This is a genomic window from Candidatus Omnitrophota bacterium (assembly GCA_028712255.1).
Lineage (GTDB): Bacteria > Omnitrophota > Gorgyraeia > Gygaellales > Profunditerraquicolaceae > UBA6249.
The window spans coordinates 18,082-42,401 of sequence record JAQTQJ010000015.1 but is presented as its reverse complement, the minus strand read 5'-3'; the positions used below and the strand labels follow the sequence as shown (position 1 = coordinate 42,401).

The window sequence follows — 24,320 nt, the reverse complement described above, 5'->3', positions numbered from 1 at the left end:
TTTTAGGCTTGTGGGGTCGAATCCTACGAAGGCCCCGGAAGAAGCATTGGCCGGCGTTCTTTAAAAACCTTAAAATAGGACATTTTAAAGTTGCTAGAAATAGGACATTTTAATCTTGCTAATGCACCTTTATTATTTTGCTTTACAATATATATTAATCCCGTTATAATAAATTCCGCTATTATTTAATTAAAGAGGAAAATTACGATGAAAGATAAAGTTTTAAAATTAGGATTACCAAAGGGGAGCCTCCAAGAATCTACCTTTAAGATGTTAAAAAAGGCTGGATTTAATGTGAACCTGTCCAGTTCGCGTTCTTATTTTCCGTCGGTGGATGACAGCGAGATTCAGGCAACCTTGTTGCGGGCTCAGGAGATGTCGCGTTATGTCCAGGACGGTGCGCTTGATTGTGGGATTACCGGTAATGATTGGATCCTGGAGAATAAATCCGATATCGTCAGGGTTACAGATTTGACTTATGCCAAGCAAAGCCTGAGTAAGGTAAGATGGGTTTTGGCTGTGCCGCAGGATTCCGGCTTAAAAAATGTTAAAGACTTAAACGGTAAGCGGGTAGCTACCGAATTGGTCAATGTGACAAAAGATTATTTTCAGAAAAATAAAGTTAAGGTGGAGGTAGAGTTTTCCTGGGGGGCAACGGAGGTTAAGGTTAGCGGCGGCTTGGTTGATGCTATTGTTGAATTAACAGAAACCGGGAGTTCACTACGGGCCAATAAGCTGGTTGAGATTGCCACTCTTTGCGAATCCACTACTCAGTTCATCGCTAATAAAGACGCATACAAAGACAGCTGGAAAAAAGCCAAAATGGAGCAGATTGCTCTTCTTTTAAGGGGGGCAATTGCCGCCGAAGATAAAGTCGGCTTGAAGATGAACGTAAAAAAAGAAAATCTTAAAAAAGTCATTGCCAAACTTCCTGCATTAAAGAATCCCACAATTTCCGGCTTAAGCGATGACGGATGGTTTGCCATCGAGACAATTATTGATGAGAAAATTGTGCGGGTGCTCATTCCCGAGTTAAAGGCAGCAGGCGCTTGCGGGATTATTGAGTATCCGTTGAATAAAGTGATTTATTAGATTGCTTCGTCCGCCTTCGGCGGACTCGCAATGACACTTGTTGTGGATTCCCGCTTTCGCGGGAATGACTAAAGGAGAGTAGTTATGCCTTGCGGAAAGAAAAGAAAAAGACAGAAGATTAAAACCCATAAGCGTAAGAAATTACGCCGTCGTCTTCGTCACTTGAAGAAGAGAGCTTGGGGCGGTAAAGGTTAAGTCTTTTTAGAAGGGTGCTATTGAATTTCAAATACCTTAACAGTGTAATCTGTCTTTGTCTTACATTGGCCTTGGTTGTTTCTCTAGCGTTGGCCTCGGATACAAAAGAAGACGCCCAAGGTTTAAGCCACTATATCGTAGGAGTTTATTGCGAAGATCTGGGAGATCTGGATAGGGCGATGCAGGAATATCAGGCAGCCCTGGTAACTGACCCGGATAGTGCTTTATTGCATCTAAACCTGGCATCGATTTTTATTAAGAAGGATGATGCCAAACAGGCAATTTCTCAGCTTAAACAGGCTATCGGGATTGCTCCTGAAGCCGTGGAACCGCATGCAATATTAGCATTGGTATATGCCGCACAGAAGCAAGTAGAGCTGGCTTCTCAGGAATATACACTTGCGCTTAAGAATGCCTCAAAACTTGAACCGAAAAATATTGAAATTTATAAAAGTTTAGGGGCGATTTATCTGCAACAGGGAAAATTAAAAGAAGCAGAAAGTATTTTTAAAATAATTACGGGTTTATCTGCGGACGATCCTCAGGCGCATCTTTATTTGGGCAGTATTTATTTTGATTTAAAAGATTATTCTTCTGTAGAAAAAGAATTAAAAACCGCATTAAAATTAAAACCTGATTATCAGGAGGCTTTGAATTTTCTGGGATATTTTTATCTGGAGCAGGATAAAAATATCGATGCTGCAGGGAAAATGATCAAAAAGGCCTTAGTTCTTGAGCCGGACAATGGCGCCTATATTGATAGTTTAGGATGGTTTTATTTTAAAAAAGGCAGATTTAAAGAAGCATTGAATGAGTTAGAAAAAGCAGCATCACTAATGAGTGATCCGGTAATTTATGATCACCTAGGTGATGTTTTTCTAAAACTGGGCAACCAGGAAAGCGCAAAATTGAATTGGGAGAAATCCCTCAAGTTAGATTCCACACAGGAAAAGATAAAAACAAAATTATTTAAGCTAACCAATAATGGCAAATAATCAACTGACCATCGAAGAATTGGAAGTAAAAGCTAAAGAGATTCGCCGCCTGATTATTCAGATGTTGGCTCGCGCCGGTTCCGGGCATCCCGGGGGGAGCCTGTCGGCTACGGATTTAATTACTGCCCTTTATTTTAATGTTTTACGTTTTAAATCAGATAATCCTCAGTGGCCTGACCGCGATCGTTTTCATATGTCTAAAGGGCATTGTTGCCCGCTATGGTATGCGGTGTTGGCAAAAACCGGTTATTTCTCCGAAGAAAAATTATTTACCTTAAGGCAATTAGGTTCAATTCTTCAGGGGCATCCTGATCGTAAAACTCCAGGTGTTGAGTCGGCATCTGGCTCACTTGGCCAAGGGCTCTCTATTGCTTTAGGGATGAGCCTGGCGTTAAGAATAGATAAATTAGATTCCCGGGTTTATGTTTTATTAGGAGATGGAGAGGTGCAGGAAGGTAATATTTGGGAAGCAGCTATGGCCAGTGCTCATTTTGGCTGCAGTAATATATGCGCTATTCTGGATTCCAATGGTTGCCAGATTGACGGAAGATGTGAAGATATAATGGGCCTGGAACCTTTGGTTGCCAAATGGCAGGCTTTTGGCTGGCACACAATAGAGATTAATGGCCATGATATGCGCCAGATTCTAGATGCTTATGAACAGGCTAAAACAATTAAAGACAAGCCGACAATAATTATTGCTCGCACTGTTAAGGGTAAAGGTGTATCTTTTATGGAAGGTGTGGTTGCTTTTCATGGCAAGGCTCCTACCCAGGAAGAGGCCCAGAGGGCTTTAAAGGAGTTAGTTTAATGGCAGAGCAACTTTATCAACGGGATGTCTACGGCCAAACTTTGGTAGAGCTGGGTTTATCGGATAAAAATATTGTTGTTTTGGATGCGGATTTGTCCAGCTCGACGCGTACCAATCTTTTTGCCAAGCAGTTCCCGGATAGATTTTTTAATATTGGTGTAGCCGAACAGAATATGATGGCTGTGTCCGCAGGCCTTGCTAGTTGTGGCAAGACGGTTTTTGTTTCAACTTTCGCCGTATTTGCTTCAGGCCGCGCCTGGGATCAGGTAAGACTGGCTATAAGTTATAATAATTTTAATGTTAAGATTGTAGCTACGCATGCAGGTATTACTGTTGGCCCTGATGGTGCTAGCCACCAGGCTTTGGAGGATATTGCCCTGATGCGCGTGCTTCCCAATATGAATATCATTGTTCCATGCGACGGACCACAAACAGAAGATGCGGTTAGAGTAGCTGCGGCGACCCCCGGGCCATTTTATATTCGTTTAGGCAGGTCAAAGGTTTCAACATTAGAGAATAAAGGTGAATTTAAATTAGGCCAGGCTCAGTTGATAACTGAAGGAAATGATGTTACCATCGTTGCCTGTGGGATAATGGTTACTGAGGCGCTTTTGGCAATAAAAAATCTGGCGCAGAAGGGAATAAGAGCGCGCCTGATCAATATGCATTCTATTAGGCCCTTGGATAGCGCGATTATCCTTAAGGCTGCTGGCGAAACTAAACTTATTGTTGTCTGCGAAGAGCATAGTACTATTGGAGGCTTAGCCTCAAGTATTGATGAAATAGTTGCAGAGAATTCTCCGGTGAAGGTGATTCGTGTAGGCGTGCGTAATCGTTTCGGCCAATCAGGAGAGCCGCAAGAACTTTTAAAAGAGTATAATCTCAGCAGTTTAGATATTGAAAAAGCGGTTTTATCCAATATCTCCTAAGTCAAAAATATCTTCATGAAGCAATCTTCCTCTGCCTTAGCCGTTAAATCCTTTGCCAAAGTCAATCTTTACCTACAGATTCTGAACAAACGCAAGGATAATTTTCATAATCTAAATACTTTATTTTGCCGTGTTGATTTAGCAGATACGATTATACTTAAAAATCGTCAAGATGGCCTGATTAAGATCAAATGTATTAATCGGCATGTCCCTTGCGACAGAACGAATCTTTGTTGGCGTGCTGCTGAATTATTAAAGCAGAAGTATGGTTTAAGTTTTGGCTTAGATATAGATATTCAGAAGCATATACCAGTTGGCGCAGGTTTAGGCGGAGGTTCTTCTAATGCTGCCAGTGTCTTTTTAGGGCTAAACAAATACTGGTGCTTAGGTTTATCTAAAAAACAACTAGTGACTTTAGGGGCTAAATTAGGCAGTGATGTTCCATTTTTTATTTATAATACAAAGTTTGCTTTAGGAAGCGGCAGGGGAGACAAGATTAAACCATTAATCTCTCTGGATAAACTTAAGCTCTGGCTTGTCCTGATTTATCCTAATATCAGGGTTTCAACACCCTTGATTTATCAGAAATTTGATAGTTTTTCTGGGTTGACAAGGTTCCGGTGTGATGTTAAAATACTACCTTCTGAGTTGCTTAAATGCGGCAAAGGGGTTAATCCTAAATGCCTTATTAATGATTTAGAAATTGTTACTAGCACTCTTTATCCCGTAGTTAATCAAGTTAAAAACGTGCTTTCCGGTATGGGGTTAGAAAAAATAATGATGTCCGGAAGCGGGTCAGCAGTATTTGCGATTTGCAATGGTCGTAAACAAGCTCAGGATTTCAAAGATAAATTGACCAAAAAACATAAATCTTGGGCCGTTTTTGTAAGTTCGGCGGTTTAGTTATTAAAATTTACAATGTGAAATATTAGATCCTTCGCCCGCCACTGAAACGTTGGCGGACTCAGGATGACGGAACAGAAGGCAGAGGGTGGATATGGAGATAACTGAAGTCAGGGTGATATTGAAGGATTCTCCGGATAAAAAATTAAAAGCATATGCCACGGTGACTTTTGATAATGTTTTTGTAGTTAGGGATATTAAGGTAATCGAAGGAACCGCTGGTTTATTTATCGCCATGCCTTCCCGTAAAGTAAAGCAAGCTTGTCCAAGATGCGCTTATAAAAATGAATTGCGCAGTAAATATTGTAATCAGTGTGCTGCGCCTTTGCCAATTGAAGCTAGCGCGCAACGCGCTGAGGATATTCCGGCTAGCCAGACTGAGCATAAGGATATAGCTCACCCTATAACGCAGTCATTTAGGGAAAGCTTGCAGAAAAAGGTTTTGGAGGCTTATACGCAAGAGAAGAGTAAAACTGCATAAATAATTTTAGTTCTGCCCGGTAGTGTAATGGTAGCACATCAGAATTTGGGTCTGACTGTCAAGGTCCGAATCCTTGCCGGGCAACAGGATGTAAGTCATTAATGAAAAAAGATATTGCGGTAATAATTTTGGCGGGGGGTAAGAGCACGCGGATGAGATCTGAGGTGCCTAAGGTGCTGCATAAGCTTTGTGGTAGGCCGATGCTAGGTTATGTTTTGGATTTGGTAGCAGGATTAAAGCCCAAGCAGGTAGTTGCAGTCTTAGGGTATAAACAGGAACTCGTGCGTAAAATTATACCTGGAGGCGTAAAAATTGTTATCCAGAAAAAACTTATCGGAACCGCTGATGCGGTAAAAACAGGATTGTCAGTTTTGAAGGGATTTAAAGGCACAGTGCTTATCCTTTATGGAGATAATCCTCTTCTAAAGAAGGATACGCTTAAGAAGCTTCTTGATTATCATTTAGAAAGTAATGCCGATGCTACACTGTTGACTGCACGATTGAATAAGCCTTTTGGTTACGGTAGGATTATGCGTGATAGATATTCCAGTATTTGTGGCATAATCGAAGAGAAAGACGCTGATGAGGTGCAGAAAGATATTGAAGAGATCAATACCGGTATTATGGTATTTAAGAAAGATAGGTTGGATAATAATTTAAAGAGTATTCGCGCAAATAACCGCAAAAAAGAATATTATTTAACCGACATAATTGAAATTCTGGCAAAAAAGAATTATTTAGTTGAAGGTCTTAAAGTCGAAGATGCTCATGAGGCATTAGGAATTAATACCCGCGCTGAATTGGCTAAGGCTAATTCTTTTATGCAGAAAACGATTAACGATAAATTGATGCAAGATGGTATAACTATTCTTGATCCGGCATCCACCTTTATTAATTTTGGCACTAGAATCGGCATGGATACGGTGATTTATCCCTTTACAGTAATCGAAAGTGGTGTTAAAATTGGAAAACGTTGTTCGGTAGGCCCTTTTGCGCACCTGCGTGATGGTGTCGAGCTTAAAGATGATGTTATAGCTGGCAACTTCATTGAAATGGTGCGTTCCAAAATCGGTACTAAAACACTCGTTAAACATTTCTCTTATATCGGAGATAGCTGTGTCGGTTCAAATGTAAATATCGGAGCAGGCACGGTTACGGCTAATTTCGATGGCTTAAAGAAAAATTATACGATTATTGAGGATAATGTAAAGATTGGTTCGGATACTGTGATAGTTGCTCCGGTAAAGATTGGTAACTTTGCGGTTACCGGAGCTGGTTCGATAGTTACTAGGGATGTTCCGAAAAGAACCGTTGTGGCGGGAGTTCCGGCTAGAATTTTAAAGTGACGCGCCAAGCGCGTCATCCCCACGGAAGTGGGGATCTACAAAAGGTTATAAAAGGTGACAGTCACAAAAAGCGTGACAGTCACCTTTATTCCCCTCGAATGTTTTAATCGAGGGCGGGAATGACAAGGGGTAAATCATGGATAAACTTGCGATTTTCAGCGGTAACGCGAATCTTGAATTAGCCAATGATATCTGTAAAAATCTAAAAGTAAAATTACAAGATGCTTTTGTAGGTAGATTTAGTGAAGGGGAGATTCGCGTAAAGATCAATGAAAATGTGCGTGGTAAAGATGTTTTTATCGTTCAGCCAACCTGCCCTCCGTCAAATGATAATCTTATGGAATTATTGATTATGATTGATGCTATGCGTAGGGCAAGCGCTAATAGGATTACCGCGGTGATTCCGTATTTTGGTTATGCCCGCCAGGATAGGAAGGACCAGCCGCGCGTGCCGATTACTGCTAAATTAGTGGCTAATCTTTTAACTGTCGCCGGAACAAATCGAATCCTGACTATGGATTTACACGCCGGCCAGATTCAGGGGTTTTTTGATATTCCTGTAGACCATCTATTCTCAGTGGGGGTATTTGTAGATTATTTTTCTAAGATGAATATTAAAAATTTGGTTGCGGTTTCTCCCGATGTGGGGAGTATTAAGATGGCCAGGGCCTATGCAAAGAGGGTTTCTGCAGGGCTTGCCATAATTGATAAACGCCGGGTTTCACCTGAGAAGGCTGAAGCAATGCATATTATGGGCGAAGTAGAGGGTAAGAATGTAATTATAGTTGATGATATGATTGCTACAGGCAGCTCTTTGATTGAGGCTGTTGGCGCTTTGAAAAAAGCTAATGCAAAAACTATTTATGCTGCAATTGCTCATGGTATTTTATCAGGCCCGGCAATTGAGCGTATTGATCAATGTGATGGGCTGGAGAAGTTACTTATTTCCGATAGTATACCTTTGGCTGTCCAGAAGAGAAATGCCAAGATCCATGTGCTTTCAGTGTCCGGACTCCTGGCTGAAGCAATAAAAAGGATACACAACGAAGAATCAGTTAGCTGTTTATTTGACTAATGAATGGATTCCCGCTTTCGCGGGAATGACTAAAGATCAAAGAAAGGTAAAGAAATGGAAGAGATATTTTTGGAAGCAGAACTAAGAGAGCAAAAAGGAAGGGCTAAGGTAAAAGATTTAAGGGATAGCGGTTATTTGCCTGCGATAGTTTATTCCCACGGGAAGGATGCTTTGTCTTTACAGATTTCCAGGAGTGCGCTTTTAAAATTGGTGCATCAATATCATTTAGAGACAAGTATTATTAATTTAAAGATTAGAAATGATAAGAAGTCAGGAGGACGCCCTTGTTTGATTAAAGATATTCAATATGACCCGGTAAAAGAGGATATTATTCATGTGGATTTTAATGAGATATCCCTGACTGAAACAATTAAGGTCAATATTCCTATTGAAACCCGCGGCGAAGCTGTCGGGGTTAAGCAAGAGGGTGGATCTTTGGAACATTTGCTTTGGGAGATTGAAGTAGAATGTTTGCCTACGAGTATCCCTAAAAATATAGAAGTAGATATTGCTGTTCTTAAAATGGGTGAAGCCATACATGTTAAAGATTTGGCTTTTCCTTCGGGAGTTAAGTCTTTACATGATCCGGCAGCGGTTGTTCTGCATATTATTGCTCCAATGAAAGAAGAGGCGCCGGCTGAAGCAGTTGAAGGTGAAGTTAAAGCGGAGCCTGAGGTAATCAAAGAGAAAAAAGAAGTTCCTGGTGAAGGCGCGCCAGCAGCTGAGGCTAAAGAGAAAGAGAAGAAGTGAAGTTAATTGTAGGGCTGGGTAATCCTGGTTTGACTTATGCAGGCTCCCGGCATAATATTGGTTTTGCGGTTTTGAAATCACTAGTTAGTTCTTTAAAAGTTGCATTTAAAAGAGATAATTCAGTTTCTTCTTTAGTCGGCCTGTCAAAGATAGGTAAGCAAGATCTGGTATTGGCCATGCCGCAAACTTTTATGAATCTAAGCGGCGTTGCAGTTAAATCCCTGCTTAAGAAATTCAAAGCTAAGCCTGAAGATCTCTTAGTGGTTTGTGATGATTTGGATTTGGATTTAGGTAGAATGAAAATCCGTCAACTTGGCTCAAGTGGCGGCCATCGAGGATTAGCTTCGATTATCGAGCACTTGGGAACACAGAATTTTAACCGCCTGCGTATTGGAATCGGCCGGCCAAAGAATTCTGTAGATGCTGCAGAATATGTGCTAACGGGCTTTTTGCGCAATGAAAAGATAATAGTCCAAGAAGTTAAAGATCAGGCTCTTGGCTGTTGTATGAGTTGGGTAGATAAGGGTATAGTTGAAACCATGAGTATATTTAATACAAGAGCACCCCGCGCTTAGCAGATTTGCGCGGGTGTTGTCTTGGTAGACAAGGAGTAAAAAAGATGAATAAGTACGAAGCGATGGTAATTGTTAGGCCTGATTTATCTGATGAAGATAAAAAAACGTTATTTAAACAGATTGATGAGGCAGTAGTTAAAAATGGCGGCCAGATCACTCAATCGGGAGTCTGGGCTGAGAAGCGTAAATTTTACTTCCCCATTAATAAATTCCTTGAAGGAATTTATTATTTAGCAGCTTTTACGGCGCCTTCCAAAGCAATTAAAGAGATCCGCAATATTTATAAGCTTAATGAAAATATTCTGAGAGTTTTGTTTACTCGAATGGATTAAAAAGCTTGGGGACGGTTCTCTTAAAAAAGAGAACCGTCCCCAAGATTCCGAAGGAGAATTTATTATGGCCAGCTATAACAAAGTATTATTGATGGGAAATCTTACCAAGGATCCTGAATTGCGTTATACCCCGCAAGGCACAGCTGTAGCTAATCTGCGCCTAGCAGTGAATCGTAAATACCGCACCAAAGATCAGGAGTTAAAAGAAGAGGTTTGTTTTATAACCGCGGTAGTTTGGAATAAACAGGCAGAAACATGCAATCAGTATCTGCATAAAGGAAGCAGTGTTTTTGTCGAGGGCAGGCTGCAGTCACGCACTTGGGAGGATAATGCCGGAGCCAAGCGGTCAGTCATCGAAGTCAGAGCAGAGCGTGTTCAATTTATGGGTGCTCCTGGCAAGCCTCAGGCGCCTGAGCAAGGCAGCCAAATGCATACAGAGGCGCAAGGGCAGGAGTCAACTAGTGAATCAACATGGTTAGCAGAAAGCGAGGATGAAACACATGAAGGTTAAACAAAGAGGTTTTGATAAAGATAAGAAAAAGTTATTGAAGAAAAAGAAGGACGCTTTGGGCCCGGTAAGAAAAAGATTTTGCCGGTTCTGCGCGGATAAATTGGGCAGTATCGATTATAAAGACATAAAAAGATTGGAAGTTTTTGTTACCGAAAAGGGTAAAATTAATTCCAGCCGTTTTTCCGGTAATTGCGCCAGGCATCAGAGAAGGATCAGGGAACTGATTAATAAGGCCAGATTTTTGTCCTTACTTCCTTATACCAGGTAAAATTAGCAGTTAAAATTAAAAATGGAAGTAATTTTAAATAAGGATGTAGCTAATATCGGCAAGGCCGGTTCAATAGTCAAGGTTAAAGAAGGTTTTGCCCGAAATTTTCTTTTTCCACAAAATTTAGCAAAACAAGCCACTTCAGGTAGCCTTAAAATATTGGAGCAGCAGAAACAAATTAAATCCGCACAATTTGCCAAGCTTAAAGAGGAGTCAATAGAATTAGAGAAACGTTTAAGTAGCCTTTCTTTAACCATTTCTGCTTTGACTCAAGGCCAAGAAAAACTATATGGCAGTATCAGCGCGCAGGATATATCCGAGGCATTAAAAAATGAAGGTTTTTCCATTGATAAAAGCAATATTGATTTGGTTGAACCGATAAAATCTTTAGGAATTTATGAAATTCGGGTAAAACTCCATCCCGAAGTAATTGCTAAACTCAAACTATGGGTAGTGAAAAAGTAAAATGAAAAATAAAGGGACCGTTTCTATTTTCCCCCTTTATCTCTTAGAAAAATAGAAACGGTCCCTTTATTCCATTTAATATGCCACAAGACATAATTTTAGATAAACTCCCACCGCAGAATCTGGAAGCTGAAATGGCTGTTATAGGCTCTATGCTTTTAGATGAAGAAGCAGTATCAATTGCCTCTGAAAAATTAGATGCCACCTGTTTTTATAAAGATACCCATAGGAAGATTTTCCAGGCAATAAGCGATCTTTACAATGCCAATAAGGCTGTAGACCTAATTACTCTTACGGATGCTTTAAAAAAAGATAATTCGCTTGATGCTATCGGCGGAGCAAGCTACCTGACATCTTTAGCCAATGCTGTTCCAACTGCCGCCAACATTAATCACTATACCAGCATAGTCCGCGAAAAATATATCTTAAGGACCTTAATTAATAATTCAACTAAGATTATTACCGTTTGCCATGAAAGCGAAGGCAATATTGCTGAGATTGTGGATACTGCTGAGAAGTTGATTTTTGAGGTCAGCGACCGGAAAAATCAAGGGACCTATCTACATCTAAAAGAAATTGTGAAGGATAGTATTGAAACAATTGATAAGCTTTATCAAAATAAAGCGCATGTTACCGGGATACCTACAGGTTATATAGATTTTGACCTAAAGACCGCGGGCTTGCAGCCGTCAGATTTAATTATTGTTGCCGGACGCCCTTCAATGGGTAAAAGTGCTTTTGCTTTAGGGATTGCCGAGTATGCCGGCGTAGTCGAGAAGATACCTACTGCGGTTTTTAGCTTAGAGATGTCCAAGGAGCAGCTTGTTCAGAGAATGCTTTGTTCACATGCGCGGGTTGATGCGCATAAAGTTAGGACTGGTTATCTTGCTACTAGTGATTGGCCTCGTCTGACTGCAGCTGCCGGAAAACTTTCTGAGGCTCCTATTTATATCGATGATACTCCGGCTATCTCTGTAATGGAGCTGCGTGCCCGTGCCCGGCGGTTAAAATCACATCATGGCATAAAGTTAATCATCTTGGATTATATGCAGTTAATGCGCGGCTCAAGTATGAATATGGAGAGCCGTCAGCAGGAGATCTCTGAAATTTCACGATCTTTGAAAGCTTTAGCCAGGGAATTAAGTGTTCCGGTTATTGCTATCAGCCAGCTATCGCGCGCCGTTGAATCTCGCAACGACCATCGTCCGCAACTTTCGGATTTAAGGGAGTCTGGGGCCATCGAGCAGGATGCCGATGTAGTGGTATTAATTTTAAGAGAGGAATATTATACTCCTTCTCCTGAAAATCAAGGTATAGCAGAGGCAATTATTGCTAAACAGCGTAACGGCCCGGTGGGGTCTTTAAAGCTAGCCTTTATTAAAGAGTTTACCAGGTTTGACAATTTGTCCAAAATTGAATAATAGAATAATGGGACCGTTTCTATTTTTCAATTTTAAAAAACCGGTGAAAATAGAAACGGTCCCATTATTCCACAAGTTAGACAATAACTATTTGATTTAAAAGGCCTATTTCTATATAATAATTAAATGCGTAAACTAACTTCCGTACTCCTGATCGTTTTCCTTACTCTAGCTGCGTTTTCAATAATTTTTGCCGAAGAAAATCCACAGAATCAAACGGAAACAAAGACAACCGCGCCTGTCGTTGCTACCGATTCTGCTGCTATAACCACAAAAAATGTTACCGCTATAGAAGTTGTTGGTAATAAAGCTATCAGCACCAATGTTATTATTTCTAAAATGAAGACGCGCATTGGGAGTGCTTATCAGGAGAATATCGTCAGTGATGATTTAAAGAGGCTTTATCTGCTGGGTTTTTTTAGCGATATTAAAATCGATACGCAGGATTATAAGGATGGCCTAAAGGTTATCATCAATGTTGTGGAAAGGCCGATTATTGAAAATATCAGTTTTTCGGGAATTAATCTTATTACCATGAAGGATGATAAATTAAAGCAGCAGTTAAAGAGCAAGGAAACACAATATTTGGATTATCCTTCTTTAGCTGAGGATGTGCGTATATTAAAAAAGATGTATGAAAAAATGGGTTATAGCCAGGCAGATATAACTTATAAAGTTGATGTGGATGCCCAGAAGAATAAAGCCAAGATACTATTTACTGTAGTTGAGGGTAAGAAGGTACGCATCAAGGATATTATAATTGATGGGAATAAAAATTTTTCAAGCGCTCGTATCCTAAAACTGCTAAAAACTAAACGCGCATGGTTTTTTAATGCCGGAGTTTTAAAAGATGAGGTACTTACAGAAGACATTGCACGCATTAAGTCTTTTTATCAGCGCGAAGGCTTTACTGATGTGGCAGTAAGTTATGAAGTAAAGCCCGATGTTAAAAAACCGTATTTACTTTTTATTATGATTAAGATTGATGAAGGTAAAAAATATCTTGTAGGGTCGGTTATAATAAAAGGCAATAAGGATATTACCGAAAAAGAAATCTTAAGCCATTTAACCGATTGTGTTTCTGGAAAAGTTTTTAGTCAGGAAGCAATGAAAAAAGATATTACCAGTATTCAGGGGATATATTTTGACCGAGGATATATCTCTGCGCAGGTTCAGGAATCCACAATTGTCAATACAGACACCGGACGAGTGGATATAACTTATACAATTGTCGAAAACCAAATTGTTTATGTCGATAAAATTAAAATACGTGGCAATATTAAAACCAAGGATTTGGTTATCCGCAGAGAGATGAGAATTCATCCCGGGGAAAGATTCGATGGAGAAAAGCTTAGGCGTAGTAAAGAGAGGCTTACCAATTTAGGATTTTTTGACGAGGTCAGTTATGATACTGAAGAGACTCAAAATCTGGATAAGAAGAATCTGGTGGTAGATGTAAAAGAAACCAAGACCGGAAGTTTTAGTTTTGGCGGTGGTTATAGCACGGTTGACCAGTTTATAGGTTTTATAGAAGTTGAGCAGAAGAATTTTGATTGGAGAAACTGGCCTTATTTTACCGGTGCAGGCCAAAATTTAAAGGCGCGGGCATCTATCGGTAATTTAAGCAATGGTTTTGAATTAAGCTTTACCGAGCCATGGATGTTTGACTATCCGGTTTCTTTTGGTTTTGATTTATACCGGCGCACGCATGACCGGGATACCGATACAGGATATGGTTATGATGAGACGGTTACTGGCGGGGATTTACGTTTAGGCAAGGAGATATCAGAATATTTAAGAGGGGATCTTATGTATCGCATGGATCAGATAAATATTAAAAATCCTTCAAGCGACGCCTCAAACGATCTACTGGCTGAGGTAGGAAAAAATAATATTAGTGTTATTTCTCCGAGTTTAACTTATGATTCAAGGGATAATGTTTTTGATACCAGAAAAGGTAACTTTCTTACTGCTTCTTTTGATTTTGCCGGTGGAGCGCTGAGTGGGGATAAAAACTATACGAAATTCTTTACCAGGGCATCACATTATTTTCCTATGCCTCGTGGGGCGGTACTTGAAATAAGGGGCAGGCTTGGTTTGGCAGATCCTTATGGGAGCACAGAAAAAATACCTATATATGAAAGGTTCTTTGCCGGCGGCGCTTATACCATTAGAGGTTATGAAGAAAGAAAAGTTGGGCCTGTTGACCCTTTATCTAAAGACCCATTGGGTGGCGCATCGATGGCAGTTGGTAATATTGAATATACTTATCCCTTGTTTAGTTTTTTAAAGGTTGCCGCATTTTACGATGTAGGTAATGTTTGGGAGAAGGCAGGTGATATTTTCTCTAATAAGAATGCCAATGGGGTAGCTAATTCTGGAGGATTAAAATCTGGTATCGGTTTGGGTTTACGTATTAAAACCCCGATTGGCCCGATAATGCTGGATTATGGTATTCCTATGGATAAAGAATCTGGAGAAAGTTCTAAGAAGAGCGGCGGACGGTTTCACTTCAGCGCCAGCCACGGATTTTAATAAAATTAAAAAACATGGGGACGGTTCTGTGATTTCTAGAATCGTCACCTGGATTCTCAAAAACAGGAGGAAAGATGAGAAAGGCAACAGTAGTTTTGTTAGGAGCAGTTTTTAGCTTAGTTTTATTGATTGGAAGCGCTCAGGCAGCGGATAAATTCGGTTACATTGATTTAAGCCGCGCTTTTAGCGAATATAATAAAACCAAAGGTTATGATAAAACTTTAACCGATAAAGAAAAAGTTTATACCGATGAACGTGATAAAAAAGTCGCCGATCTCAAAGCCGCTCAAGATAAATTAAATTTACTTAATGACAAACAAAGAGAAGCAAAGAATGCCGATCTTCAGGCAAAGGTAAAATCTTTTCAGGATTCTGACCGTCAGAAACAGGCTGACTTACGTAAAGAGCAGGAAGAAAGAATGAAAGAGATTCTTAAGGATATCGAAGTCGCAGTTAAGAAATATGCCGAAAAAGAAGGATATACCCTTGTTTTTAATGACCGGGTTTTGGTTTATCAAACCAAAAGTATGGATATTACAAATCAAATTATCGCGATTCTAAATAGTCCCAGTAAATAAGAGTTTTTATGTACTTCTTAGGTGTTTATTAAATGCAAAAGACACTTAGTGAAATAGCTAAGTTTATTGGTGGCCAGGTTATCGGCAATGGCGATATTCTGATTACCGGGGCTTCGGGAATTAAAGAGGCAGTTGAAGGTGATATTACCTTTTTAGCCAATCCTAAATACAGCTCGCTTATGGATAAAACATTAGCTAGCGCGATTGTTACTTCAGCCGATGCTCGAGAAACCAGTAAACCGGTAATTGTAATTGATAATCCTTCCCTGGCCTTTGCAAAGATTATTTCTATGTTTATGCCTGATGAGGTAGGCCATCCCAAGCGCATAGACCCTACGGTAATGATGGGGAAAAATGTAACTTTAGGGGCCAATGTGGCTATTGGGCCTTATACAGTTATCGAAGATGATGTAACCATAGGGGATAATGCTATAATTTATGCTTCCTGTTATATCGGCCACCATACAAAAATAGGGGTTAAAACCCTGATTTACCCCCATGTTTCAATACGTGAACGTGTTGATATTGGAGCTGGAGTAATTATTCATTCGGGAACGGTTATAGGTTCCGATGGTTTTGGATTCGCTACGATTAAAGGGATACACCACAAGATTCCTCAGGTGGGGACAGTTGAAATCGGCGATGATGTTGAGATTGGCGCTAATGTTACTATTGACCGGGCACGTTTTGACAGGACGATCATCGGGCGCGGAACTAAAATTGATAATTTAGTGCAGATTGCTCATAATGTAGTTATTGGTGAAAATTCTCTGATTGTAGCTCAAGTTGGAATATCAGGCAGCACGATTATCGGTAATAGTGTAATTTTAGGCGGCCAAGCCGGATTAGTCGGCCATATTACTGTTGGCGATAATGCTATTGTAACTGCGCAAACCGGAGTGGCTAAATCTGTACCCGCCAATACAATGGTTTCGGGATATCCTGCCCGTCCGTTTATGACTACTCAGAGAGCAAATGCCAGCCTTCAGAATTTGCCTAAGCTATTTGATTTGGTCAAAGAGTTAAAGAAAAAGATTGAAGAGCTTGAGGCTCGAATTAAATAAATGGAAAAACAGAAAACAATTAACAGAGAGATCCACCTTAAAGGTAAAGGTATCCATACCGGCCATAATGTCAATGTAATTCTTAAGCCGGCGCAAGTAGATAGCGGGGTAACTTTTATCCGCACGGATATTGCAGGTTCCCCGAGGATAAAAGCCAATGTTGAGTCCCTGCTTATACAAAAATCAAGCCGCCGTTCTTCTATCGGAAATAACCAGGCAGAGGTGCAGACCATTGAGCATCTTATGGCTGCGTTATTTAGTTTGGGAATAGATAATATTGATGTTGAGATAGATAATAATGAACTTCCCGGTTTAGACGGAAGTTCGATTAGTTTTGTAGAGGCACTTGTCGATGGTGGCCTAAAGGAACAGGATAAAGAAAAATATATTTATAGAGTTTGCCAGCCAATAACTATCCAAGAGGGCGCAAGCTCCATTACAATTATGCCGTCTTGCGAGTTTAAAGTTTCTTATACTTTAAACTATGACCATCCAATGTTATCGTCGCAATTTTTAGAGATACTCATTAATGCAGAATCTTTTAAAACCGAGATTGCCCCAGCGCGCACTTTTTGCCTTGAAAGCGAGGCAAAAGATTTACAGAGTCAAGGTTTAGGCATGGGCGCTAACTACGAAAATACTCTGGTTGTAGGAGATGAAGGCGTAATTAAAAATAAACTCAGATTTAAGGATGAGTTTGTAAGGCATAAGATTCTGGATTTAATCGGAGATCTTTATCTGGCAGGTTGTCCAATCCGCGGCCATGTGATTGCATTAAGAAGTGGCCATTCTTTAAATTTAAAGATCGCCCAAAAGATTTACCAACAGAGAACAACTTCACAAGGAGCTAGTAATATGAAAGAGGCTTTAGATATTAATGAAATCATGAAAATCCTGCCGCATCGCCAGCCGTTTCTATTTGTTGACCGGGTTACCCATTTGGAAAAAGGAAAGAGGGCAGTTGGTTTTAAAAATGTAACGATGAATGATGATTTTTTTAGAGGGCATTTTCCAGGGAGGCCGATTATGCCGGGAGTACTTATTTTAGAGGCGATGGCCCAGGTCGGTGGAGTAATGATGCTAGCCAGCGAAGAGAATAGAGGGAAATTAGCGTTTTTTATGGCGATAGATAATGCTAAATTTAGAAAAACAGTTATTCCCGGTGACAGGTTAGTTTTTGAGGTAGAAGCCGGGAAGATGCGTTCAAAGATCGGTACTGTGCATGGCAAGGCTTTGGTAGATGGCAAGGTTGTTGCAGAAGCAGATTTGATGTTTGCGCTGGTAGATAATTAATTATGAAAATACATCCTTCGGCAATAATTTCTTCGAAAGCAAAATTAGATTCGGGAGTAGCTGTTGGCCCTTATAGTATAATTAGCGACAATGTAACTATTGGCGCGGATACTTTGATTGGGCCGCATTGCGTAATCGAAGGTAATACTACTATTGGCAAATCTTGTGAAATATTTACTGGAGCGGTAGTGGGCAGCAGGCCTCAGGATCTCAAATTTAAAGGTGAAAAAGTTTTTTTAGAGATAGGTAATAATAATATTATCCGCGAGTACTGCACGCTCAATCCGGGAACCAAAGAAGGCGCAAAGACGGTTATCGGAGATAATAATTTGCTCATGGCTTATTCTCACGTTGCCCATGATTGTAATGTTGGTAATTGGTGTGTTTTGGCCAATAACAGTACTCTGGCTGGCCATGTTACCATTGAAGATAGGGCGGTAATCGGCGGGATAGTAGCAATACATCAATTTGTGCGTATTGGCATGCTTTCAATTATTGGCGGTTGTTCCAAGGTGGTTCAGGATATTCCCCCTTTTTCTACCTGTGATGGACATCCTGCGCGTGTGTATGGTCTAAATCTTGTTGGCTTAAGGCGCAAAGGCATCTCTAATAAATCCATTAAACAGCTTGATCAGGCATTCAGAGTAATATTTAATTCCGGGTTGTCCGTGAAACATGCCATTGAAAAAGTAGAAAAAGAGTTAGAGAAAAGTGAAGAGATATCTTATCTGATTAATTTTGCCAAAAGCTCTGAGCGTGGCCTGGCCCGTTCCTGCCGTTAAATAGGAAAACTTAGGGACGGTTATCAAAGAGAACCGTCCCTAAGATTAAATATGATAAAAATCGGTTTAATCGCCGGAAATAGAAAATTCCCCCTACTTTTTGCAGAGGCTGCCAAGAAAAAAGGCTGCTCAATTGTCGCTATCGCGATTAAAGGCGATACCTCGCCAAAACTAAAAAAATTTGTTGATAAGATATATTGGATTGGGCTCTCTGACTTTCAGAAAATGTTTGATATACTTAAAAATGAAGCCGTAGAAGGCGTGGTTATGGCCGGCCAAATCAGCCCACGCAGATTATTTAGTAAAGAAATTAATAGAAGTCTGGAATTAAAGCAGATATTGGCTAGCCTTAAGGACAAGAAGACGGATACGTTGTTTGGAGCTGTGGCGCAAAAATTAGAAGCAGCCGGACTTACGCTTTTGGATTCTACTACTTTTATAGAAGAATACCTTCCTAAAAAAGGTACTCTTACTAAACTTAATCCAGATCTTGATACCTGGGAGGATATTTATTTTGGTTTGAGTTTGGCTAAGGCAATTGCTAGTTTGGATATTGGCCAGACGGTTGCGGTAAAAAGTAAGGCAATAGTTGCGGTTGAGGCTTTTGAAGGAACAGATAATTTAATCCGACGTTCAAGTAAAATAGGACGCGGTAAAATTGTAATCGTTAAAGTAAGTAAACCTAAGCAGGATATGCGTTTTGATATTCCTGTTATAGGGTTAAATACCGTAAAGAATTTAATTAAGGCAAAAGTCAAATGCCTTGCTTTTGAGGCAGGAAAAACACTTTTTCTCGACAAAGAAGAAAGTATCAGGCTTGCGGATAAAAAAGGTATTTCTATTGTCGCAGTGTAAAAAATCTTGACAGTGGTTGTTTATAGTGTGAAAATATAATTGAAGGCAGTCATTTTTCTTGATCATATAGAAAATAAAAATGACTGCCCCCAATAAAGGCAATAAAAGGAGGGAATATGGCACGGACAGCTGGAACAAAACCAACGGAGTTTAAGTTATATGCACCTGTAGCTAAGAAGGTTGTGCTCGCCGGTAGTTTTAATAAATGGAATACCAAGAAATTACTTGCCAAGAAGGATAGCAAGGGTAATTGGGTAGCGAAAGTAGCCCTTAAGCCCGGCAAGCACGAATATAAATTTGTCGTTGATGAAACATGGACAAATGATCCTCGTTGTAACTCTTGTGTTTCTAACTCGTTTGGGTCGCATAACTGCGTAGTTGAAGTTAAATAATTTAGCATTTCCTTTTATACTTTTCCAAATCATGTCATCCTGACCCTGAACTTGAGCGAGGCGAAAGGGAAGGGGAAGGATCTCGTTTCTAGATTCTTCGTCCGACACTTAAACCAATGGCGGACTCCTCAGAATGACTCAAGGCGCTCACTTGTTAAGAGAGCGCCTTAAAAATTTATTCTTAAAATGAAATATATCTATGGACCAATAAAATCGCGTAGGTTGGGGCTCTCACTGGGGTTAAGTTTGAGTCCCAATAAGATATGCGATCTCGATTGTATTTATTGCCAATGGGGCTCTGTTGGCAAGACAGTTTTTGAGAGGAAGGAATATGCTTCGGCTGATGATATTATCCTTGAATTAAAATCCTGGATTAAGAATAATCCAGACCAATTTAAAAACTTAAAATTTGTTACCCTTTCCGGGCTGGGGGAACCGACGCTAAATACATGTATCGGAGAGTTGATTGATCAGGCCAAGGCGATTACCGGCGCTAGTATTGCCGTAATTACCAATTCTACGCTTTTAGGTGATCCTTTAGTGCGTAAAGGGCTTTTAAAAGCGGATTTAATTGTTCCTTCTTTAGATGCAGTTGACGCTCAAATTTTTAAGCAGATTGATCGTCCTGATGAGGGTGTAAAATTAGATGAGATTATCGATGGCCTGGTTGCTTTAAGAAAAGAATTTAGCGGGGAAGTCTGGCTGGAGATAATGCTTGTAAAAGGAGTCAACGATGATTTTGGCCATATTAAGGAATTAAAAAAGATAATCCAGCGTATAAATCCGGATAAAATACAGCTTAACTCTCCGATGCGCTCAACCGCTGAGAAAGATGTGCTTGCCGTCGAGAGAAATAAACTTGAGAAGATAAAAGAAATTTTTGGGGATAAAGCGGAGATTGTATAACGCGCCTATTGCCTAATGGATAAGGCACCAGTCTTCGGAACTGGTTATTGGTGGTTCGAGCCCACCTAGGCGCATTTTAGCTAAGTACTGTCAGTCGAACCAGAAGGGGTGCGGAAAAAATTCCCTGCGCATTCGGGGTAACAGCGACCCGTCAATTTTTTGTGGTGGGGGAGCGCCATAGGGGCAGAGCCCCCCCCTTTTTTTTGGGGAGCGGTAACGACTACTGGTTCGATTCCAGCCAGGCGTAATAAATTTCTTGTAGCTATAAAGGGCTTGACAAGGTACTAGAGATATATATAATATCAAATTTAATAATACTTATTGAAAAGGGTTAAAGGATGATCAAAGTAAATAATCTTTCAATGAGTTATGGCCCTATCCGTGCTTTGCAGGATATTTCTTTTGAGGTAAAAGAACACGAGATTGTGGGTTTGCTTGGGCCAAATGGCGCAGGAAAAACTACCTTGATGCGCGTCCTCACCACCTTTTTTTACCCCACCTCTGGCAGCGCCAAAATTAACGGAATTGATATTACCGAAGATCCTCTTAGTGTGCGAAAGATTATCGGTTATCTTCCTGAAACTCCTCCTCTTTATATGGATATGCGCGTGGATGAATTCATCAATTTTGTGGGTTTAAGCCGCGGATTATCTGGAAGAGAATTAAAAGAAAGAATTGGCTGGGTTGTGGAAGCAGTCAAGATCGGGGATGTCTGGAAACATATGGTTAGTGAGCTCTCTTTAGGTTTTAGGCAAAGGGTGGGGCTTGCTCAGGCGTTAATTCATGACCCTAAAGTAGTTATACTTGATGAGCCTACTAGCGGGCTTGATCCGATGCAGATAGTTAGCATGCGTAAGCTTATTAAGGATTTAGCTAGCGAAAAAACAATTATATTCTCCACACACATTTTACAGGAAGTTTCAAGTGTCGCCGAGCGCTTGGTAATTATAGACCACGGTAAAATAATCGCCAACAGCCTGATTGCGGAATTAAAGAAAGAAAAAACAGGAGTATCTTTTTTATTTGTTTCGTTTAAGGCTTCAAAGGAAGATGCGCAAAGAGCCCTTGGGGCGATTAACGCGTTAAAGGAAGTTAATTATATAGGTAATATAGATTTAAGCCCGAGATTTTTGTGTTTAACTCATTCTATTGATAAAGCGTTAATAGCGATTAACGCGCTTATTAAAGAGAAGGGCTGGTTACTTCGTGAATTATCATTCAAAGAGCCTTCTTTAGAAGAAGTTTTCTTGGGGCTTTTTAAGAGGGCAGGGTAATGAATTTAAAAAATATTATTACGGTTTTAAAGCGTGAGCTCGGAGGGTATTTTAATTCCGCCGTAGCCTATGTTTATTTAATCGCTTTTATTGCGATTAACAACGCTTTGTTTATGACCCAGTTCTTTTTAGTCGGCCGCGCGGATATGGATTCATTTTTCGTTCTCTTGCCGTATGTCTTGCTAATATTTATTCCTGCTATTACGATGCGCCTGTGGGCTGAGGACAGGAAGGAGAATACTTTTGAGCTCTTGTTGACTTTTCCGATGAAACCCGTGGAACTTGTTTTAGGCAAATTCTTAGCCAGCCTTACCTTTTATATTATATCACTCGTTAGCACCTTTGGCCTTCCCCTGATTTTATTTATTTCTGGTTCACCCGATGTCGGCACGATTATCTCCGGTTACCTGGGCGTTTTAATGTTGGGGGCGCTGTTTATGTCTATGGGAATATTTATTTCCGGGTTAACTAAGGAGCAGGTCATAGCTTTTGTAATAACATCTTTGTCGTGTTTCCTTATTTTATTATTAGGAATGGATTTTTTAGCTTCTTTTTTTGACGGATGGCTACCTGGGTTAGGGAGTTTCATGAAGAATTACGTCGGCGCAATAGGGCACCTGGCGAGTTTTAGCCGGGGCGTAATTGACGTTAAAGACTTTTTATATTTTGTCACCGCTACCTTTGTTTTTCTTTTACTTAATGGATTTTATTTTGAAGGCCGCCTGCGGCCGAAAGCGAACATTGTTTTTGGTTCAGTAGTGGCAATTTGCCTGGCCGGCTTAATTTTGTTTAACTGGCTGGTGCATGATTTGCCTTTGGGGAGGTTTGATATTACGGAAAATAAGATTTACACTGTTTCCGGCGCTTCCAAAAAGATTTTGGCTGGTCTTAAAGCGCCTGTGCAGGTAAACTTTTATATCACTCCTGCGGATAAGATGCCTACAGCTATTAAAACCCTGGAACAGGAGATTGTGGGTAAACTTGATGAATTGCGCATAGCCTCTAAAAATAAGCTTAATTTTAAGGTTTTTTATATAGAGGCAGCTAAACTTTTAGAGGCTCAGCAGCAAAACGCCCAGGGCAGGGCAACTCCGTCAAATTCTCTTGAGCAAACCCTCCAGGAAAAAGGTATAGTGCCTTTTCAGGTTGAGAGCATAGACAAGGATGCGCTCGGGGTGCGGCTTGTTTACTCAGCCATTACCATAAGCTACCTGGATAAAAATGAAGAGGTTATTCAGAGCGTGCTTCCGCAGAATATTCCGGATTTGGAATATTTGCTTCTTTCAAGAATTGTAAAGTTGACTACGGAAAAGAAACCAAAGATTGCACTATTCTCTCCGATACAGGGCGCTCAATTGAGCCCTGAAATAATCAAGGCCCTTGTTTCAATGGGTAAGCCGGTTCCCTCATCTCAGTATATAGATGTATTCCAATCTTTAGAGTCCTTAATAAAAAATAACGGCTATGAGTATGAGCGTATAAGCCTAAGCAAGGAAAGCCCTATACCGGAGGGGGTGGGTACGCTTTTGATCCTTGACCCGGAGAGCTTGAATGATAGGCAGCTTTATGAAATAAATAAATTCCTGTATCAGGGAGGTTCAGTTTTGATCGCGGCGGAAGGTTATGATTATTCTTTTCAGATGGTCGCCGGGAAAGGCCTGGATATCTTTCCCAGGAAACTGGATTTAAGTATAAATAGGCTTATCCAGCAATGGGGCGTAAGCATAAATGACCTTATGCTTATGGATGAAGATTGCCAGATTATCAATATCTCTAGTAATCAAAATATGGGGCCGTTTACCGTAACCACGCCTATTAAAATACCAAACCAGATACTTGTGCGTCAGCAGTTATTCAATAATAAGGCCGCGGTAATGAACCGTTTAAGCGCTTTATTTTATCTTTGGGGTTCATCGCTTAACATATCCGATGAAGCAATAAAATCCGCCAATCTTAAGAAAACGTTACTGTTTACTTCCAGCCCCAGAAGTTGGTTGGTTCCTTATGAAAACGGAATGATTAAGGGCGAGTCCTTTGAGTTTCCTAAAACCGGTTCACCGGGAAAATTTCCTTTAGGTGTAATATTACAAGGGCAGTTTAGCGATACTTTTAATGGTGCGACAATTGCCGATTCTACGCAAGCAGGGGGGGTGGTGCAAAAAGCCGAGCTTTTAGTAAATCCGAAGCCCGGCAAACTTGTGATTATAGGTTGCTCGAAGATGTTTAGCGATCAGGTTATCGGTAGCGGTTCCGGAAACCTGGGACTCTTTGCGAATATTGTGGATAGCTTTTCAATAAGTGATGATCTTATACAGATACGTTCTAAATCTGTCTTTGACCGTAGCATCAAGAAGCTTACTGATTCTCAGAAGGTTCTTTACAGGTTTATCGCTGTAGCCGCTATTCCTATTATCTGGGTGATTTACGCTTATATAAGGCTGCTTTTACGCAGGAAAGAGAAGCAGTTTTACCTGGCAGCGAGATCGCAATAA

At 40.4% G+C, this 24,320-nt stretch carries 25 protein-coding genes and 2 tRNA genes; all 27 read left to right on the top strand.

Annotated elements, in window-relative coordinates:
• Positions 1–207 precede the first annotated feature (207 nt).
• Complete coding sequence (gene hisG, locus PHC29_07185; protein MDD5109263.1) at positions 208–1,092, top strand: ATP phosphoribosyltransferase; 885 nt, start codon at positions 208–210, stop codon at positions 1,090–1,092.
• A 215-nt stretch (positions 1,093–1,307) separates the two neighbouring features.
• Positions 1,308–2,282 (top strand): tetratricopeptide repeat protein, encoded by a 975-nt coding sequence (locus PHC29_07180; GenBank protein ID MDD5109262.1) that lies wholly within the window; start codon positions 1,308–1,310, stop codon positions 2,280–2,282.
• Complete coding sequence (locus PHC29_07175; protein ID MDD5109261.1) at positions 2,272–3,093, top strand: transketolase; 822 nt, start codon at positions 2,272–2,274, stop codon at positions 3,091–3,093. Before PHC29_07180 ends, PHC29_07175 begins: the two co-directional genes overlap by 11 nt.
• On the top strand, positions 3,093–4,022 hold the full coding sequence (locus PHC29_07170) for a transketolase family protein (protein MDD5109260.1): 930 nt from the start codon (positions 3,093–3,095) through the stop codon (positions 4,020–4,022). The genes PHC29_07175 and PHC29_07170 overlap by 1 nt, the downstream gene beginning before the upstream one ends.
• Before the next feature lie 15 nt (positions 4,023–4,037).
• Positions 4,038–4,925, top strand: coding sequence for a 4-(cytidine 5'-diphospho)-2-C-methyl-D-erythritol kinase (gene ispE, locus PHC29_07165; GenBank protein ID MDD5109259.1), 888 nt, complete (start codon positions 4,038–4,040; stop codon positions 4,923–4,925).
• Between the two features lie 94 nt (positions 4,926–5,019).
• Positions 5,020–5,406 carry a septation protein SpoVG family protein gene (locus PHC29_07160; GenBank protein ID MDD5109258.1) on the top strand — a complete coding sequence of 129 codons (387 nt, stop codon included), beginning with the start codon at positions 5,020–5,022 and terminating at the stop codon, positions 5,404–5,406.
• Positions 5,407–5,419: 13 nt separating this feature from the next.
• Positions 5,420–5,490, top strand: a tRNA-Gln gene (locus PHC29_07155).
• Positions 5,491–5,507: 17 nt separating this feature from the next.
• Positions 5,508–6,752: an NTP transferase domain-containing protein gene (locus tag PHC29_07150; GenBank protein ID MDD5109257.1), complete on the top strand. Its 1,245-nt coding sequence runs from the start codon at positions 5,508–5,510 to the stop codon at positions 6,750–6,752.
• A 136-nt stretch (positions 6,753–6,888) separates the two neighbouring features.
• Positions 6,889–7,827 carry a ribose-phosphate pyrophosphokinase gene (locus PHC29_07145; protein ID MDD5109256.1) on the top strand — a complete coding sequence of 313 codons (939 nt, stop codon included), beginning with the start codon at positions 6,889–6,891 and terminating at the stop codon, positions 7,825–7,827.
• A gap of 54 nt (positions 7,828–7,881) precedes the next feature.
• Entirely contained in the window at positions 7,882–8,577 is a 696-nt protein-coding gene (locus PHC29_07140) for a 50S ribosomal protein L25 (protein ID MDD5109255.1), read from the top strand.
• A complete protein-coding gene (gene pth / locus PHC29_07135; protein MDD5109254.1) occupies positions 8,574–9,152 on the top strand; it encodes an aminoacyl-tRNA hydrolase in 579 nt (192 codons plus the stop codon). Before PHC29_07140 ends, pth begins: the two co-directional genes overlap by 4 nt.
• A 44-nt stretch (positions 9,153–9,196) precedes the next feature.
• On the top strand, positions 9,197–9,484 hold the full coding sequence (rpsF, locus tag PHC29_07130) for a 30S ribosomal protein S6 (protein MDD5109253.1): 288 nt from the start codon (positions 9,197–9,199) through the stop codon (positions 9,482–9,484).
• A gap of 64 nt (positions 9,485–9,548) precedes the next feature.
• Entirely contained in the window at positions 9,549–9,995 is a 447-nt protein-coding gene (gene ssb / locus PHC29_07125; protein MDD5109252.1) for a single-stranded DNA-binding protein, read from the top strand.
• Positions 9,985–10,263: a 30S ribosomal protein S18 gene (gene rpsR / locus PHC29_07120; protein MDD5109251.1), complete on the top strand. Its 279-nt coding sequence runs from the start codon at positions 9,985–9,987 to the stop codon at positions 10,261–10,263. The genes ssb and rpsR overlap by 11 nt, the downstream gene beginning before the upstream one ends.
• Positions 10,264–10,284: 21 nt before the next feature.
• The gene (rplI, locus tag PHC29_07115; protein ID MDD5109250.1) at positions 10,285–10,728 is read left to right on the top strand and encodes a 50S ribosomal protein L9; all 444 of its coding nucleotides are present in this window, start codon (positions 10,285–10,287) and stop codon (positions 10,726–10,728) included.
• An 80-nt stretch (positions 10,729–10,808) separates the two neighbouring features.
• Positions 10,809–12,149 carry a replicative DNA helicase gene (gene dnaB, locus PHC29_07110; protein ID MDD5109249.1) on the top strand — a complete coding sequence of 447 codons (1,341 nt, stop codon included), beginning with the start codon at positions 10,809–10,811 and terminating at the stop codon, positions 12,147–12,149.
• 126 nt (positions 12,150–12,275) lie between these two features.
• Positions 12,276–14,684, top strand: a complete 2,409-nt coding sequence (bamA, locus tag PHC29_07105; protein ID MDD5109248.1) for an outer membrane protein assembly factor BamA — start codon at positions 12,276–12,278, stop codon at positions 14,682–14,684.
• A gap of 74 nt (positions 14,685–14,758) precedes the next feature.
• On the top strand, positions 14,759–15,262 hold the full coding sequence (locus tag PHC29_07100; GenBank protein ID MDD5109247.1) for an OmpH family outer membrane protein: 504 nt from the start codon (positions 14,759–14,761) through the stop codon (positions 15,260–15,262).
• A 32-nt stretch (positions 15,263–15,294) separates the two neighbouring features.
• The gene (lpxD, locus tag PHC29_07095) at positions 15,295–16,326 is read left to right on the top strand and encodes a UDP-3-O-(3-hydroxymyristoyl)glucosamine N-acyltransferase (protein ID MDD5109246.1); all 1,032 of its coding nucleotides are present in this window, start codon (positions 15,295–15,297) and stop codon (positions 16,324–16,326) included.
• On the top strand, positions 16,327–17,619 hold the full coding sequence (locus tag PHC29_07090) for a bifunctional UDP-3-O-[3-hydroxymyristoyl] N-acetylglucosamine deacetylase/3-hydroxyacyl-ACP dehydratase (protein ID MDD5109245.1): 1,293 nt from the start codon (positions 16,327–16,329) through the stop codon (positions 17,617–17,619).
• A 2-nt stretch (positions 17,620–17,621) separates the two neighbouring features.
• Entirely contained in the window at positions 17,622–18,401 is a 780-nt protein-coding gene (lpxA, locus tag PHC29_07085; protein MDD5109244.1) for an acyl-ACP--UDP-N-acetylglucosamine O-acyltransferase, read from the top strand.
• A gap of 51 nt (positions 18,402–18,452) precedes the next feature.
• Positions 18,453–19,256, top strand: a complete 804-nt coding sequence (gene lpxI / locus PHC29_07080) for a UDP-2,3-diacylglucosamine diphosphatase LpxI (protein MDD5109243.1) — start codon at positions 18,453–18,455, stop codon at positions 19,254–19,256.
• Between the two features lie 116 nt (positions 19,257–19,372).
• Positions 19,373–19,648: a glycogen-binding domain-containing protein gene (locus tag PHC29_07075; GenBank protein ID MDD5109242.1), complete on the top strand. Its 276-nt coding sequence runs from the start codon at positions 19,373–19,375 to the stop codon at positions 19,646–19,648.
• A gap of 186 nt (positions 19,649–19,834) precedes the next feature.
• Positions 19,835–20,554: a radical SAM protein gene (locus PHC29_07070; protein ID MDD5109241.1), complete on the top strand. Its 720-nt coding sequence runs from the start codon at positions 19,835–19,837 to the stop codon at positions 20,552–20,554.
• 1 nt (position 20,555) lies between these two features.
• Positions 20,556–20,628, top strand: a tRNA-Arg gene (locus PHC29_07065).
• 264 nt (positions 20,629–20,892) lie between these two features.
• The gene (locus PHC29_07060) at positions 20,893–21,828 is read left to right on the top strand and encodes an ATP-binding cassette domain-containing protein (protein MDD5109240.1); all 936 of its coding nucleotides are present in this window, start codon (positions 20,893–20,895) and stop codon (positions 21,826–21,828) included.
• Positions 21,828–24,320 carry a Gldg family protein gene (locus PHC29_07055; GenBank protein ID MDD5109239.1) on the top strand — a complete coding sequence of 831 codons (2,493 nt, stop codon included), beginning with the start codon at positions 21,828–21,830 and terminating at the stop codon, positions 24,318–24,320. Before PHC29_07060 ends, PHC29_07055 begins: the two co-directional genes overlap by 1 nt.